The 14,624-nt window shown below is 64.5% G+C and carries 15 protein-coding genes; 6 read left to right on the top strand and 9 right to left on the bottom strand.

Translation table 11 applies throughout. The features are described 5' to 3' along the window. Positions 1-82: 82 nt before the first annotated feature. The 4 genes from TZ53_RS18175 to TZ53_RS18190 are packed head-to-tail and all read right to left on the bottom strand — an operon-like array spanning position 83 to position 4,779. Positions 83-1,225 (bottom strand): epoxide hydrolase family protein, encoded by a 1,143-nt coding sequence (locus TZ53_RS18175; RefSeq protein WP_044662219.1) that lies wholly within the window; start codon positions 1,223-1,225, stop codon positions 83-85. A gap of 15 nt (positions 1,226-1,240) precedes the next feature. Continuing rightward, a complete protein-coding gene (locus TZ53_RS18180) occupies positions 1,241-2,335 on the bottom strand; it encodes a phosphotransferase (RefSeq protein ID WP_044662220.1) in 1,095 nt (364 codons plus the stop codon). 3 nt (positions 2,336-2,338) lie between these two features. After that, complete coding sequence (locus tag TZ53_RS18185; protein WP_044662221.1) at positions 2,339-3,916, bottom strand: phytoene desaturase family protein; 1,578 nt, start codon at positions 3,914-3,916, stop codon at positions 2,339-2,341. 26 nt (positions 3,917-3,942) lie between these two features. Next, on the bottom strand, positions 3,943-4,779 hold the full coding sequence (locus tag TZ53_RS18190) for an SDR family NAD(P)-dependent oxidoreductase (RefSeq protein ID WP_044662222.1): 837 nt from the start codon (positions 4,777-4,779) through the stop codon (positions 3,943-3,945). A 223-nt stretch (positions 4,780-5,002) separates the two neighbouring features. Between TZ53_RS18190 and TZ53_RS18195 the strand changes: the two genes are divergently transcribed. The 3 genes from TZ53_RS18195 to TZ53_RS18205 are packed head-to-tail and all read left to right on the top strand — an operon-like array spanning position 5,003 to position 7,351. Next, positions 5,003-6,253 (top strand): acyl-CoA dehydrogenase family protein, encoded by a 1,251-nt coding sequence (locus tag TZ53_RS18195; protein ID WP_235600736.1) that lies wholly within the window; start codon positions 5,003-5,005, stop codon positions 6,251-6,253. Between the two features lie 17 nt (positions 6,254-6,270). Continuing rightward, positions 6,271-6,636, top strand: a complete 366-nt coding sequence (locus tag TZ53_RS18200; protein WP_009823784.1) for a hypothetical protein — start codon at positions 6,271-6,273, stop codon at positions 6,634-6,636. Between the two features lie 7 nt (positions 6,637-6,643). Further along, complete coding sequence (locus TZ53_RS18205; protein WP_044662224.1) at positions 6,644-7,351, top strand: TetR/AcrR family transcriptional regulator; 708 nt, start codon at positions 6,644-6,646, stop codon at positions 7,349-7,351. 54 nt (positions 7,352-7,405) lie between these two features. Here TZ53_RS18205 and TZ53_RS18210 read toward each other — a convergent pair whose 3' ends face one another. After that, complete coding sequence (locus TZ53_RS18210; protein ID WP_238320074.1) at positions 7,406-7,735, bottom strand: hypothetical protein; 330 nt, start codon at positions 7,733-7,735, stop codon at positions 7,406-7,408. Between the two features lie 223 nt (positions 7,736-7,958). On the opposite strand from TZ53_RS18210, the gene TZ53_RS18215 reads away from it, so the two are divergent. The 3 genes from TZ53_RS18215 (at position 7,959) to TZ53_RS18225 (ending at position 11,148) form a co-directional block, all read left to right on the top strand. Further along, positions 7,959-8,678 (top strand): GntR family transcriptional regulator, encoded by a 720-nt coding sequence (locus TZ53_RS18215; protein ID WP_235600738.1) that lies wholly within the window; start codon positions 7,959-7,961, stop codon positions 8,676-8,678. Between the two features lie 2 nt (positions 8,679-8,680). Further along, the gene (locus tag TZ53_RS18220; RefSeq protein WP_044662226.1) at positions 8,681-9,844 is read left to right on the top strand and encodes an acyl-CoA dehydrogenase family protein; all 1,164 of its coding nucleotides are present in this window, start codon (positions 8,681-8,683) and stop codon (positions 9,842-9,844) included. Positions 9,845-9,924: 80 nt separating this feature from the next. Further along, positions 9,925-11,148, top strand: coding sequence for a cytochrome P450 (locus TZ53_RS18225; protein ID WP_044662227.1), 1,224 nt, complete (start codon positions 9,925-9,927; stop codon positions 11,146-11,148). 43 nt (positions 11,149-11,191) lie between these two features. Here TZ53_RS18225 and TZ53_RS18230 read toward each other — a convergent pair whose 3' ends face one another. From TZ53_RS18230 to TZ53_RS18245, 4 genes are all read right to left on the bottom strand, one after another. Next, positions 11,192-11,791: a malonic semialdehyde reductase gene (locus tag TZ53_RS18230; protein ID WP_044662228.1), complete on the bottom strand. Its 600-nt coding sequence runs from the start codon at positions 11,789-11,791 to the stop codon at positions 11,192-11,194. Between the two features lie 10 nt (positions 11,792-11,801). Continuing rightward, a complete protein-coding gene (locus tag TZ53_RS18235; protein WP_044662229.1) occupies positions 11,802-12,383 on the bottom strand; it encodes a gamma carbonic anhydrase family protein in 582 nt (193 codons plus the stop codon). 4 nt (positions 12,384-12,387) lie between these two features. Next, on the bottom strand, positions 12,388-13,308 hold the full coding sequence (locus tag TZ53_RS18240) for a quinone oxidoreductase family protein (RefSeq protein WP_044662230.1): 921 nt from the start codon (positions 13,306-13,308) through the stop codon (positions 12,388-12,390). A gap of 88 nt (positions 13,309-13,396) precedes the next feature. Next, on the bottom strand, positions 13,397-14,623 hold the full coding sequence (locus TZ53_RS18245) for an acyl-CoA dehydrogenase family protein (protein WP_235600739.1): 1,227 nt from the start codon (positions 14,621-14,623) through the stop codon (positions 13,397-13,399). Between the last annotated feature and the right edge of the window lies 1 nt (position 14,624).

Consider the following 14,624-nt stretch of genomic DNA (forward strand, 5'->3'; position numbering starts at 1 on the left):
GGCACGATCCTGATGCGGAGGCAATTTTGATCGACGGAGGACGAATCGAGCCTGCCGGGCGGTAGGGGGATTGCGGCAGGCGCTACCCTTGCATCGCGCCGAAGCAGGCCCGCAATTCCGCGACGAACAGCGCTGGCCGCTCGAAGGCCGCGAAATGGCCGCCGGCATCCAGCTCATTCCAGTGCATGAGGCGCGGGTAGCTGCGTTCGGCCCAGCGCCGTGATGGACGGAAAATCTCCTGCGCGAAGATGCTGACGCCGACCGGCAGGTCCAATTGACGCGCCTGAAACGCATTGGCGCTTTCCCAATAGAGCCGCGCGGATGACGCGCCGCTATTGGTGAGCCAGTAGAGGCTGATCACGTCCAGCATTTCGTCCCGTGTCAGCGCATTCTCCGGCACGCCCTGATTGTCGGTCCACGCCTGGAACTTCTCGTAGATCCAGGCGGCTTGCGCTACGGGCGAGTCCGCCAGCCCATAGCCGATCGTCTGCGGTCGGGTGCCCTGTAGCTTGGCGTAGCCGGAATCATGCTCCTGATAATATTGCATCCGCTCGACCGTTCTGGCCTCGGCCGGGGTCAGGTCGGCAAAGTCGCTTTCCTCCGGGAATACCAGCGGCATGTTGAAATGGACGCCGATACATTCGGGCGGCGCGGCCATGGCGATGGCGGTCGTGACCGCCGCCCCCCAGTCGCCGCCCTGCGCGGCGAAGCGGTCATAACCGAGGCGGCGCATGAGCTGGATCCAGCTTTGCGCGATCCTCTCGACGCCCCAGCCTGCGGCCGTCGGCTTGTCCGAAAAGCCGTAGCCTGGCAGCGAGGGGATGACGACATGGAAGGCTGGCGCGTCCGGCGCGCCATGGGCGGCGGGATCGGTTAGCGGTCCGAGCACCTTCAGAAACTCCAGCACCGATCCCGGCCAGCCATGGGTCAGGATCAGCGGCAGCGCGTCGGGCCGGGGACTGCGAACATGGATGAAATGGATCGACAGACCATCGATCGCGGTGGTGAACTGGGGCAGGGCATTGAGCGCCCCTTCGCACCGCCGCCAGTCATAGCCGTCCGCCCAATAGGCGCACAGATCGCGCAGCGCCGCCAGCGGGACGCCCTGACTCCAGTCGCTGACCGTCTCCGCCTCGGGCCAGCGCGTACGGCGCAACCTGAGGCGCAGATCGTCCAGTGCCGCCTGCGGAACATCGGCGCGGAAGGCCGTGACGGCGTCGGTCATCCGATCATCCTTACGTCAAAATTGCACGCCGAGCGCGGCGACCGTGCCCAAATCCTCGCCCGCCACGAAGATGCGCTCGACGATGTGCATGCCCTTCTGGCCCCACTCGTCCATGTTCGCGATCCACGCCTGCATCGCATAGGGCGGCCAGCGGCGATAATATTCCCACAGCGTGTCGTCATCCGGCACGCCCAGCGCCCCCGTTTCGACCAGGCAGTTCCGATAGTGGCGCAGCAGTTCCCGGTCATGGGAGCGCCGTTCCTCGATCGTGAGGGCGCCCAGAACGAAATAGGTGAAGTCCCGGATCGGCCGTCCCTTGCGGACGAGCTGCCAGTCGAGCCAGACGCGTTCGCCATCGGGGCGGACATAGCTGTTGCCCTGATGGCTGTCGCCATGGACCAGACACCATGGACCCCGTTCCTTGTTCTGCGCGAAATCGATCAGGGCGTTGTAGACGCCATGCAGGCGCGAGAGATCGCCCTTGATCCAGCCCGGCAGGAATGCCTGATAGTCCGGCTTGGCATGGTTCTGCTCGGCAAAGCCGTACATCATGGTCAGCTGCTGCGTGTCCACCGGCGTCGCCATGGAGACGGGCAGCCAGTCGGCCGCGTGAAGGACCGGACTGTCCCAGAAGGCGCCATGAATGCGCGCCAGGCTGGCGACGCCGCGCGCCGCTTCCTCCACGCCCATATGGTCGGTGCTGATCCCGAAATGACCGCCCTCGATGGATAGATCCTCCATCACGACCAGTCCCTGACCGCTGTCGGGGCGCGGATCCCATGCCTCGAAATAGGAGCGCGGGGCGGGGAATGCGACGTGGCGGCGGAAATCCTCATAGAAACGCGCTTCGAGGCGGCAGATGCCCTGGCTGTCGAATTGCGCCCAATTGGCCTTGAGGCAGACATTGTCGGGGATGCCGGCCGCCTTGCCGACATCGTTGAGGGTCAGCTTCACCTGATATTTGGTGGTATGGCTGTTGCGGAGGAACACCTCCTCCATCGCCTCGACCACGATGCCGGGATAGCGCGGTTGCATGATCTGCGTCAGCCATTGCGCCGTCACATCGTCCAGATGGGCGGGGATTGCGACAGGATTAGGTTTGCTCGACATCGCTTATTTGATCTTCTTGAGTTCGCGCAGCGCGCGGTTGGCGGCGATCCGCCCGGCAATGCCGGACACGCCCCCGCCCGGATGCGCGCCGGCGCCGCCGATCAGGAAGCCAGGGAAGGGCGGCTTGGGGCCGCCGAAACCGGTGGCCGGGCGATGGACGCCCGAACGCAGCGCGCCGAAATCGATATGGGTCACGCAGCCATTGGTGACATTGAGCCGCTTCTCGCGCTCCCGAGCGGTTTCGACGAAGCGGCCGACTTCCGTGTCCAGGCCGTCGTAAAATTCACCCAGATGACTGATGACAGATGTCATGGTCCGGTCCTTGAGCGCGGGCGACCAGCCCTCCCGCGCGTCCACGGCGACGCCCGGCAGATAGACATAGGCGAGCGAGCCGCCGGGAGGCGCCTGCGTCGGGTCGGAATTGGACAATGGGCTCAGCGACATGGCGTGCCGATCGGGGATGTCGCCGCGTCGCGCCATGGCGAAGGACTCGCGCACTTCCTCCGGCGTGCCGATCAGACCGACCGCCTTGTCGAGATCGGCGTCGTCATGCCGCAAATCCTGATGCTTCTTCAGGCGGAGCGGCCCCGACATGGCGATATTGGCAAGGAAGGGCGCCGCGTTCGAGCGGTTCGCCGGGGCATGTTCGATCCGCTGGGTCAGCGTCCGCGGAACGCCGCCGGGCGTCGTGAGGCGCATGGCCGTGCGGGGGTCGCAGGTCGCGATGACCATCTTCGCGCGGATGACGCGGCCGTCCTCCAGCCGTACGCCCTTTGCCGCACCATCATCGACGATGATCTCGGCGACCGGCGCATTGAGCTCGATCGTCGCGCCCGACGCCTCGATGCTGCGCGCGAGCGCGTCGGCGAAGGATTGCAGGCTGCCGATCGGCTTGCCGGTGCCATATTTGTGGGTGACGGCGAAGATCATATAGGCGGCGGCATTGCCGTCGTCATCGACCGGGCCGGCCCCCGCCGCGATGCCCAGCAGCAGGGCGATCGTCGCCGGATGCTCGAACCGTTCGCAGGCGATCTGGTCCGCCGTCGCCTTCGACATGGCGATCAGCTCGTCCTTCAGGCGGACATTGCGGACCGCGCTGCCGATCATCTTCGACAGGTTCTTCACGTCCGGCCGCCCCGGCTCCGCCATCATCAGCGGAAAGCCGATGTCCATCATGACGTTCAGCGTCTTCATGAACTCCAGATAGGCCTTGCCGTCATTGCGGTTGATGCGGGCAATATCCTCCGCCGTGCGGTGATAGTCGTAGAAGAGCGCGATCGAGCTGCCGTCGGGATGGAGATAGGCGTAGGTCGGATCGGGATCGACCGTGCGCAGGCCATATTTGGGCAGGTCGAAATCCTCGATAATGCCGGATTTACGGGCGAACAGCAGTTCGACAGCGCAGGGCGTCACCAGATGGTCGGGGGCTTCGGGGATCATATAGCCCGAACTGGTCATGCCGCCGACCTTGGCCAGACGCTCGACCACGACGACCTTCTTGCCGGCCTTTGCCAGATATCCGGCGGCGGCCATGCCATTATGTCCTGCGCCGATGACGACGACGTCGACCTGATCCGTCATTACCTCTTCCCCTTTTTTGTGCCCGGTCAGCCGTTCGCCGCGGCGGTATAGGCCTTGCCCCATTCGGCCAGCGCTACGAGGCGGGTCTTGCGGTCGGCCTGGATCTGCGGGATTTTCTCCTCGTCCGGACCATCGGGAACGATCACCAACGGTTCCTTGCCCAGGCTGGCAAGGGCGAGCGCGCAGACATCGGCCGGATCATAGGCCATGGAATAATCCATTCCCAGCCCCTCGGTCGCGCGGCGCAGGGTCGGGGTATCCATGATGGGGGCCGCGATACCGACGATATCGACATTCTGTCCTTCCAGCTCGGCCCAGAGCGATTCGACGAAGTTGAGTTCGAACGCCTTGGTCGCGGAATACATGACCAGCCAGGGCTGCCCGCCAAGGCCCGCGCCGGACGACATGACGACGACCCCACCCTTGCCGCGCTTCAGGAAGCGATTGCCAAAGCCATGCACCGCTTCCAGCACATTGGCCGCGTTCATGGTGAGCAGCCGAAGCGAACGATCGACCGGTTCGCCGAAGAAACTGTTGCCCGCGCCGTCCGCGCCGGCATTGGAAATATAGAGGCCGATGTCCAGATCGGCGGTCGCCTCTACCAGTCGGCTTCCCGCGCTCTGTTCGGTGAGGTCGGCGGTGATGGCACGATATTCGATGCCATGTTCGGTTGCCAACCGCTGACCCAGTGCATCGAGCGCTTCCTGCCGCCGGGAGACCAGCACCAGATGGATGCCCATGGCGGCCAGTTGTTCCGCATAGCAGGCGCCGGTGCCTTCGGAGGCGCCAGCGATGATGGCCCAGGGACCATATTTGTCGGCGAAAGCTGCGCGATCGAAGGGCGGAAGGTCGATTTTACGCATCGGTGCAAGTCCTCTCTTGGAGCCGGCCTTATCGGCGCTGTCGGCGATTGCGCGGACCCTAGAAGAGGAGCGTCCGCCTACAGCCTATCGGGAGGCAGGGCGCGTCGAAACGAAAATTCAACGGTTCGCAGGACGGTGGGACGGATAGGACCGCCCGGACGTGCTTGCCGTATAATGACAATAACGTCATTATATTCGGAAACGGCGAGGAGCGATGATTCGGATGCGATCTGAAACGGTAGAAGAACGTCCGGCGCACAAGCGGCCCGTGGCCTTCGTGGCCGACCCAGTAGGCATCGCCGCGTCGCTGCGGCCCTTGCTGGAGAACCATGCCGCCGCGTGCGAACGCGAGCGGCGGATCGTTCCGGCGGTGATGGGGGCGTTGCGCGCATCCGGCCTGTTCCATATCACGGCGCCCGAACGCGCCGGTGGGCCAGGCCACAGGCTGACCACCCATATCGAGACAGTTGCCGAACTGGCCAAGGGCTGCGTCGGCACTGCCTGGGCCTATGGTCTGCTGTCAGGAATTACCGGAACGGCGTTCGCGCTGCCGCCGGCCATGACGGAGCGGCTGTTCCAGACCGGCGAGGAACTGTTTTGCAGTGCCTCCGCGCCTTCGGGCAAAGCGGTTGCGGTGTCGGGCGGCTATCGCGTGTCGGGGCGCTGGGGTTATGGATCGGGGTGCCTGCACGCCGATTGGGCGCTGAACGGCGTCATGATCGAAACGGATGGGGGTGTTGAACCGGCTCTGGCATTTCTGGATCTGCGCGACCCTGCTTGTTCGATCGAGGACAATTGGCATGTCGCGGGCATGGCCGGTTCCGGCAGCAACATGATCGTCGCGCGGGATCTGTTCGTGCCGGACGACCTGATCCTCTGGTCGTCGCGTACGCCGCCGGCCGAGGCGATCCTGGCGATGGAGGGGTTGGAACCGCGCGACCGATGGCCGATGGAGCCGCTATTTCCGCTGGGCGTGCTCGCGCCGATGCTGGGCGCGGCGACGGCATTGCTCGAAGGCGTGGTGCAGGCGATGCCCAGGCGACAGATAGTGGGCTGGACCTATGCCGGGCAGAGCGGTTCGGAGGCTCTGGTCGGCATGACCGGCCGCGCGGCGATGGAGATCGATTCGGCCTGGTTGCATGTGCGCCGTGCCGCCGGGATGTTGGACGAAACCGCGCAATGCCGCGTGCTCACCGGCTTCGACAAGGCTCAGATACAGGCCGATTGCGGCTATGCGATGGAATTGTTGCGCGCGGCGGGCAACCGGTTGATGGATATCGCCGGGCCGGGCGCCTTCGCCCTTTCCAGCCCCTTGCAGCGGATCTGGCGCGACCTGAGCGTCGGCACCCGTCACAATGCGTTGAACGGACAGCTTTCCATCGAGCTATATGGCCGGGCGATTACCGGCCTGCGATCCAATATCGCCCTGCTGCCCGACATCACGCCGGCCCCGGTCTGGGGGGAACCGAAATGACAGGAGAAGGACATATCATGACACAACCGACCGCACAGGAAATCGCGACATTCCTGAAGACCCAGGCCGAGATGTTCAGCGAGGGCCGTATCGACGATTTCATGGCGGCCTTCCGCGCAATCGCGCCGGGCGGATTCAAGGTGCAGGACCCGGCCACCGGCCCGGTGCAGGAGGGCTGGGACAAGCTGGAGGCCCTGTGCGCGCAATATGTCGGATGGAAACTGTTCGTCGAGGATGTGAAGGTGAGCGGCAACGAAGCCGTCATCTATGTCCGCAACGAAGGTGAATATGACGGGCATCCTGTCTGCGTGCACAGCATCGAACATTATATATTCGGCGAGGATGGCAGCCTGCTTGCGCGCTATTTCCACCCGATGCAATAGGGAGGCGATGTCCGACGCCGCGCCTGCTCCCGCTGATGTCGATCCGCGCACGGCGGCGGCTGCGATCAGGCGCGCCCGGATGCGCGAGCGGCTGCTGGACGCCGTGCTCGACCTGTATCAGCCGGGGCAGGGCAGCGGCAGTCTGGTGATCGATGACGTGATTTGCGCGGCGGGCGTATCGCGCGGCAGCTTCTACAAATATTTCGAGTCCCTCGACGCTGCGGTGAATGAATTGGGCGAGCGGATGACCGCGGACCTGATCGCCGATTTTCGCAGGCTGTTCGACGATGTGGCGGACCCGCTGGTCCGGGCGGTCGGCGGCGCGGCGATGGCGATGGCGCGGGCCTGGCATGATCCGCGCTGGGGCGGCTTTACCTGCCGCGTCGACTATGTCGATTATTTCGCGCGGGCGAGCATGTTCGACCTGCTGGTGCGCGATGCGCTGAAGGCCGCGCTGGATGGCGGGCAGATGCAGTTCCGGTCGATCGAGGTGGCAGTGGATCTGATCGTCGGCATGACGATCGAGGCGCGGCGGCGCCTGATGCTCCGGTCGGTCGAGCCACGCGCCTATGTCGACGAGATGATCGAGCGCACGTTCGCCGGTCTGGGAGCAGACCCCGCCGCCATCGCAACGGCCAGCGCGCAGGCATGGGATATGATGATGCAGGCCGCGCGCGGCCTTGGCTGGTGGCGGAGCGGGGAGGGGTTCGGCTGACCGGCCTACCCGGACTGCAATCGGAGAGCGTCGACTCCAGAAAAGGCCGAGGCGCTAGAGCTGGGTCCAGCAGGGCGTCCCGGCCTTGTTCAGCGGACCACAGCTCGCGATGCGCGTCGCGCCGTTGGACGCGATCAGAACCAGCCAGTCGCCGCTATCCTCGCAGCGCAGCGCCCAGGCCGCGTTAGTGCCGATATCTCCCCTGAACAGGGATTTGGACGTGCGCGAGCATGTCTGCCCTGCATCATGCATGAGCTTGGCAAAGGCAGCGCTGCGGCCGCTCGCATTCTGGGTTTCGATGGCGTTACTGTAGCTGTTGCGGCTGCTGCCCTGCCGCGTGACTTCGGCATAGCCGATCCGGGCGAGCAACAGGACCGCGATCATCAATGTGGGTATCAACGTCCACAGCAGCGCCCGGCGAACATTGCCGCCAGCATGGCCGCAAGCGCGGCACCACCCGCCATAACCGTTCTGCGGCGTTTTGCATTTCGGGCATTTCATGCAGCGGCCCTATAGCGGTTCGCTGTCCCGACACCCTATCCTTGGAGAGGAACGGACCGTTTCACGGTGCTGCATTCTATAGAATATGGAATCGCAGGATACATCCATGGTCTATTGGACATCCGCCCTTGAACGGCTTGACTCGCCCGAGATTTTGCAATCCCCGGCGACGCGGCGCCAGGCCGTGGCGGCGGTGTTGCGATCGAGGATCGTGGCGGGTGTCATTCCGCCCGGCGCGCTGCTGCGGGAAACGGCGCTGGCGCAGGACCTGAATGTCAGCGCGACGCCGGTCAGGGAAGCGCTGGGCACACTGGCGTCCGAAGGGCTGGTCGAAGTCGAAACCCACCGGTTGAAGCGGGCGACGCCGATCGACCCTGACGTGACCCGTGACCTGATCCGCGTGCAGGCCGAACTGTGGCGGCTGGGTTATGCCTGGGGCATGCCCCGCATCGGCGCTGCGGAGATCCGGACGCTGAAACGAGCGATCGCGCGCTATAGCGCGGCATTGCCGAGCGGCGAATATATGGCCGCGATCATGGCCGGGCTCGATTTCCACACGATCTTCATCAAGGCCTCGGAGAGCCGTGAATTGTTGCGGTCGACGCTGGACCGGCGCGGGCTGATCGCTCGCTTCATTTTTCTGCATGGCATCACGACCCTCCGCGAAAGCGGCCTCCGCGAGCATGAGGCGATACTGCAGGCCTTTCTGGCGGGCGATCAGGACGGCGTGCTGGCCTGCCTCGACCGGATGGCGGCGCGCCTGATCGCCCTGTGCGATGCCGAGGCCATGGCGGGCGGCGGTCTGGACCAACACCAAAAGGACTGACAATGGATTTCGAACTGCCCGAAGAATATCGCTCTTTCCGCGACATGGTGCGCCGCTGGGTGAACAGCGAAGTGCCCAAGGACTGGGCGCGCGCGCTGGAAAAGGACGAGCATCATTATCCCTTCGCGCTGTGGGACAAGTTCACCGAAGCGGGTTTCCACGGCGTCGGCATAGCGGAGGATTATGACGGGCAGGGCGGCGACGTCGTCATGCAGATGCTGCTGGCGCGGGAACTGGCCCGGTCGCTGGGCGGCCTGGCATGGATATGGGGCATCACCAGCTTTGCAGGGTCCAAATCCATCGGGCTTTACGGGTCGGCCGAACAAAAAGCGAAATATCTCCCGCTGATCGCGACGGGCCAGCTGAAGGCTGCGATCGCCTTCACCGAGCCGGGCGGCGGCACGGACCTGCTCGGCGCGATGGCCACCACGGCCGACCGGGTCGATGGCGGGTGGAGGCTCAATGGCGAGAAGATCTGGTCCTCCTCTGCCCATGTCGCCAATTATCTGCTGGTGATCGCGCGAAGCGACAGGGGCGTCGAGAAGAAGCATCAGGGCCTGACCCTCTTCTGGGTGCCGACGAAGACGCCGGGCGTGACGATCACGCCACTGGCCAAGCTGGGTATGCGGTCGATGGGCAGCTGTTCCGTTCATTTCGAGAATGCGCTCGTCGCGGACGAGCATGTTCTGGGTGAACCCGACAAGGCCTGGTACATGCTGCTGCCCACGCTCAACAACGAGCGCATCATGGTCGGCGCCTTCTGCCTGGGCGTCATCGATGGCGTGCTGGAAGACGCGCTGGACTATATGAAACAACGCAGGGCCTTTGGCGGGATCATCGGCCGCTTCCAGAGCCTGCAACATTATGTCGCCGACATGGCGACCATGCAGAAGACGACCGAACTGATGCTGCATTATTGCGCGCACAAGCAGAGCCGGGGCGAGAATGTCGGCGTCGAGGCCAATATGCTCAAGCTCATGGCGTCCGAAAACGCCAATGCCGCGGCGGACATGGGCATCCAGATATTGGGGGGCATGGGCTATTCGGCGGAAACCGACATGCAGCGTTACTGGCGTGACAGCCGCCTGTGGCGCATCGGTCCCATCACCAACGAAATGGTGCGCAACGGCATCGCGGAAAGCCTGGGGCTGCCGCGATCCTTCTGAAGGACAGGTGCCTGGCGCCTGGGCGGCGGCCCAATGTCCGCCCGAAATTTCCGGCAAAGACGACAAGGAGAGCCAGTGCGATGATGTTTCCCGAGCAACCGATCCCCGATCATGTGCCGCCCGAACTGGTGAGCCGGGATTTCCCCTTCATCTTCGGCATGACGACGACAGAGGATCCGTTCGACGATCTGGCGATGCAGGTGCATGAGGGGCCTGACATCATCTACGCCACCCACGCCTATCCGGGGGGCACGCCCGCCTGGGTGCCGCGCCGCATGGCGCATCTGCGCGAGATATATCTCGACACCGATCATTTCTCCTCGACCGACTTTTCGCCTTTCTCCAAGCTGGTGGGGGGGAACTGGATCAACTCGCCAGCGGAACTCGATCCGCCTGCCCACGGGCCTTTTCGCCAGATGGTCAACCCGGCCTTCACACCCAAGGCGATGGCGGCGCTGGAAGACAAGATCCGGCTCTATGCGGTGGAATATATCGACGCCTTCGCCCCGCGCGGCCAGTGCGAGTTCATGGGCGATTTTGCCTTTGAATTCCCCATCAAGGTGTTCATGGAACTGATGGGCCTGCCGCACGATCGGATGAGCGAGTTCATGGAGTGGGAAATGAACCTGCTCCACAATCATGATCTGTCCAAGATCGCGGAGGCGACGCGTAGCGTGCTTGCCTATCTGGGCGGAGAGATCGAGGACAGGCGGGCCAATCCACGCGATGACCTCATCAGTTTCGGCGTAAAGGGACAGATCAATGGCCGGGCGCTGACCGACGACGAACTGTTGGGCTTCATGTTCAACCTGTTCATCGGCGGTCTGGACACGGTTTCGACCAATATGGGCCTGCATTTCCGGCATTTGGGCAGCCATCCGCAGGATCAGGCCTTTCTGCGCGCGAATCCGTCGGAAATCCCGCACGCCATAGATGAGCTGATGCGGGCTTATGGCGCGGTGACCACCTTCAGAACCTGCAAGAAGGAAACCGAAGTGGCCGGCATCCGCTTCATGCCCGGCGACAAGGTGGCGATGTCGACCACGCTCGCCGGCCGTGATCCGGCCGAGTTCGACGCGCCTGCCGAGGTTCGGCTCGACCGGCGGCCACGGCATGTCGGTTTCGGCTTCGGCATCCATACCTGCGTCGGCATGCATCTGGCGCGGCGCGAGCTGCGGATCGCGATGGAGGAGTTTCTCGCCCGCATTCCCGACTTCCGCATCGCGCCCGGCCATCAGGTGGAATGCCATCTGGGGATGATCCAGCCGGTCGCGCTGCCGCTGGTATGGACGCCCGCAAGCTGAACGGCGGGAGGCGATCGCTTTGTGGCGGCCGCCTCCCTCGGCATCAGAGGTCGAGACAGGCCTCTTCGAAATCGAGCCGAGGGTTGCGGGGAAAGAGCCCGGCCGGGTCACCATAGCCGATATTGCACAGGAAATTGCTCTTCCACCGGCCGTCCGGGAAAAATTCCGCATCGGTGCCGGCCTGATCGAAGCCCGACATGGGGCCGCAATCCAGGCCCAGCACCCGCGCCGCCATGATCAGATAGGCGCCTTGCAGTGTCGAAGAACGCGCCAGAGTGTCCGTGATCAGCGCGTTCTTGCCCTCGAACGTGCTGCGCATGTCGCGCGTTGGGAAAAGCTTGCCGTAAAATTCGTAGAACCGCGTGTCGCCCGCGATGATCACGGTGCAGGGCGCCTGCATCACCTTGTCCACATTGCCCGCGCTCAGATGGGGTTTGAGGCGCGCCTTCGCGGCCTCCGAGCGGACGAAGACGAAGCGGCCCGGATTGCTGTTTGCCGTCGTAGGCCCCCATTTGGCGAGATCGTACAGGCGTCGGACGGTCTCGTCCGAAAGCGGCCGGGCGCTCCATTGATTATGGGTGCGAGCGTCGCGGAACAGCAGGTCCAGCATGGCGTCTCTAGCAATATCGGTCGTGTCCGGCATGGTCGCTCTCTTATCCTGTGGCCTCGCCTATGCCGCTGTCATCCCAGCCTGCAGCTTCGCGTGCAAGAATAGCATCGGCTTCGTCACCCAGCTTCGCCATGTCGGCATGCTCCCAGATGCGATGGGCGCCTGTGGCATAAGCGCGTCCATTGTCCCGATAGAGCAGCGCGTCGACGATGTTCGCGCGCAGCTTGTCGATGCGGCGGACGACACGGCCGGGCGTGCCGATAACAAGCGAATGGGGTGGAATCACGCTGTCGGGCGGCAGGAAACTGTGTCCGGCGACGATCGAGCCGCGCCCTATGACGCAGCGCTCCATGATGGTCGCGCCGATACCGATCAGGCAGGCAGGCTCTATGGTGCAGCCATGGACCACCGCGCGATGGCCGATGGTGCAATAATCGCCGATGATCGTGGGATCGTCCCAGCCGATATGGACCATCGCATGATCCTGTATGCTGGCGCAGCGCCCGATCGAGACATGCGCCCGTTCGGACCGGACGACGGCATAGGGCCAGAGGCTGCAATCGTCGCTCAGCCGCACATCGCCGAAAATGCGGACGGTAGGGTCGATAAAGGCAGGTGCGTCCATGGGATCAGCGGGTGATGACGATCTTGCCATGGGGACTGCCGGCCTGCGCCGCCCAGGCGTCGGCGGCATCGGCAAAGGCATAGCGTGTTGTGTCGACCGTCAGGCCCCGCGTCATCGCCATGGCGATCAGCCGGTCATAGGCGGCGCGGCGCTCGCTGGCGGGGCGTTGCCCGGTGCCGACGCCGATATGGCTGCGGAAGACGAGATCGCGCAGGGACAGCGTGACCGTCGGTCCGGCTTGCACGCCGATGCTCATCATGCGCGCGCCGGGCCGCGTGGCGCGCATCGCCGCTTGCGCGGGTGGACCATAGATGATGTCGAGCACGACGTCATAGCCGCGTTCCGAGACCGCTTTCAGCGCCGCCTCGTCATCGCCCTCGCCCAACAGGGCGATCGCATCGGCATGACCGGCGGCCTGCATGGCCTCCAGCCGTTCGCGGCTGCGCGCCGCCGCCACGACGCGGCCCGCGCCCAGCAGCCGGGCGACCTGCGCGCCGATCTGCCCGACCGGGCCGGTCGCGCCGAGAATGAGGACGGACTCGCCCTTCGCGATCCGCGCCTCTTCCAGAGGGATCAGCGCGCCGGTGCCGGAGATGGCGAGGGCGATCAGCTGGTCGTCGGAAAGGCCGTCCGGAGCAGGCCAGATTTCCTCCTCGGCCACCAGCGTGCGTTCCGCGATCGCGCCGAAGGGCGGCCTGCTATGGCCGAAGTAGACGCGGCTTCCATCATCCAGATGCCCGATACCCTCGCCGCCAGGCACATAGGGCGCGTCGACGGGACCGAAAAAGCCCTTCGCGCGCATGAGGTCGGTGGGCCCAATTCCGGCGGCGGCAACGTCGATGACGCGATAGCCGGGCTGCGCGGTCGGTTCGGGATGATCGGCCAGCGCGAAGCCGCCATCGCTGTCGATCAGGGCGGCCCGCATGGCATTCCCCTATTGTCGTGATGAATGCGGCCGGGCGGCGGAAAAGAGAGGGTCGCCCGCTGGGAAAGGGGCGACCCTTCTTTCGACCTCAATAGGCGCCGGGCGGCGAGATCGGATCGGCGCCGGTCAGATTCCGGCCATAGATCTCATAGCCGATGGTCGGGATATTCTGGATGTGCCGCAGCGCCATCGAAATGTCCCGCCAGTAGCGGTTGATCGGCTTATCCAGTGCGAAGCCCGAAGAACCGGCCTGGAACATCAGCGACTCGCTGGCGCCATGAACCAGTTCGATCATCTGCGCGCCGCCTGCGCGCTGCTTCGCCTTTTCCGCAAGGGTGAATTCTTCGCCCAGACCGACGCGATCCAGTTTGGCGGTCAGGTCGAACAGGATCAGCTTGGCGGTATCGATCATCGCCGCCGCTTCGCCCAGATCGCGCATATAGGCGCCTGACTTGGTGCGGGGGCCGATTATCGTCGTCAGCACCGGCTTCTTGGGCGACTCTGCGGTGACGATCTCCAACATGGCTTCGACCGCGCCGATCAGTTGCGCGATGCCCGTGGTGCGGACGACCGGGACGGCGGGCAGCAGATCGGAGGGCGCGCCGAAATGGCGCTTGGTCCGGTCGATCTGGCCGGCGCGTTCATCCATCAGCACCATCTGGGCTTCGGGAATGAAGACATCCTTGGCGACCGCCGTGTCGGACCCGGTGCCCTGCATGCCGGAAACGAACCAGGTGTCCTGGATGGTCATGCTGTCCATTGGCAGATAGCACATGCTGATGCCAGGGACGACCGGGCCGTCATAGCCCTCAAGCACGACGCCCTGCTGCGCCCAGTTCGACTGCCGCGACCCTGACATATAGGGCCATGTGCCATTGATGATCCAGCCGCCGTCGACCTTGCGGGCCTTGCCGGGCGGGTTGTAGGCGCCACAGACCGCCTGGGGACCGTCGCCGAACACAGCCTCCTGCACGCCATCGGGCGCAAGGCTGGTGATCCAGCTTGTGCCGTTGATGATCTGGATCACCCAGCTGATCGCGGGATCGCCCTTGGCGACCTCCATCTGCACCCGGCAGAAATCCGTAGGGGAAAGGCCCATGCCGCCCAGCCGTTGCGGCAGCAGCATGCGCAGGAATCCCTCTTCCTTCAGCATCTTGTCGACGGCGGGCGTAGGGCTGCGCCGCTTTTCGCCCTCGGGCGCTTCGGCCTGCAGGAAGGCGCGAAAGCTGCGCGCCTTTTCCACCATCGCGTCGGCGACGGCCTTTTCGGCGAAGCCGCACTGGATTTCATTATCCACCTTGGGGGCAGTAGCCATC

The organism is Sphingobium sp. YBL2 (genome assembly GCF_000943805.1).
GTDB lineage: Bacteria > Pseudomonadota > Alphaproteobacteria > Sphingomonadales > Sphingomonadaceae > Sphingobium > Sphingobium fuliginis.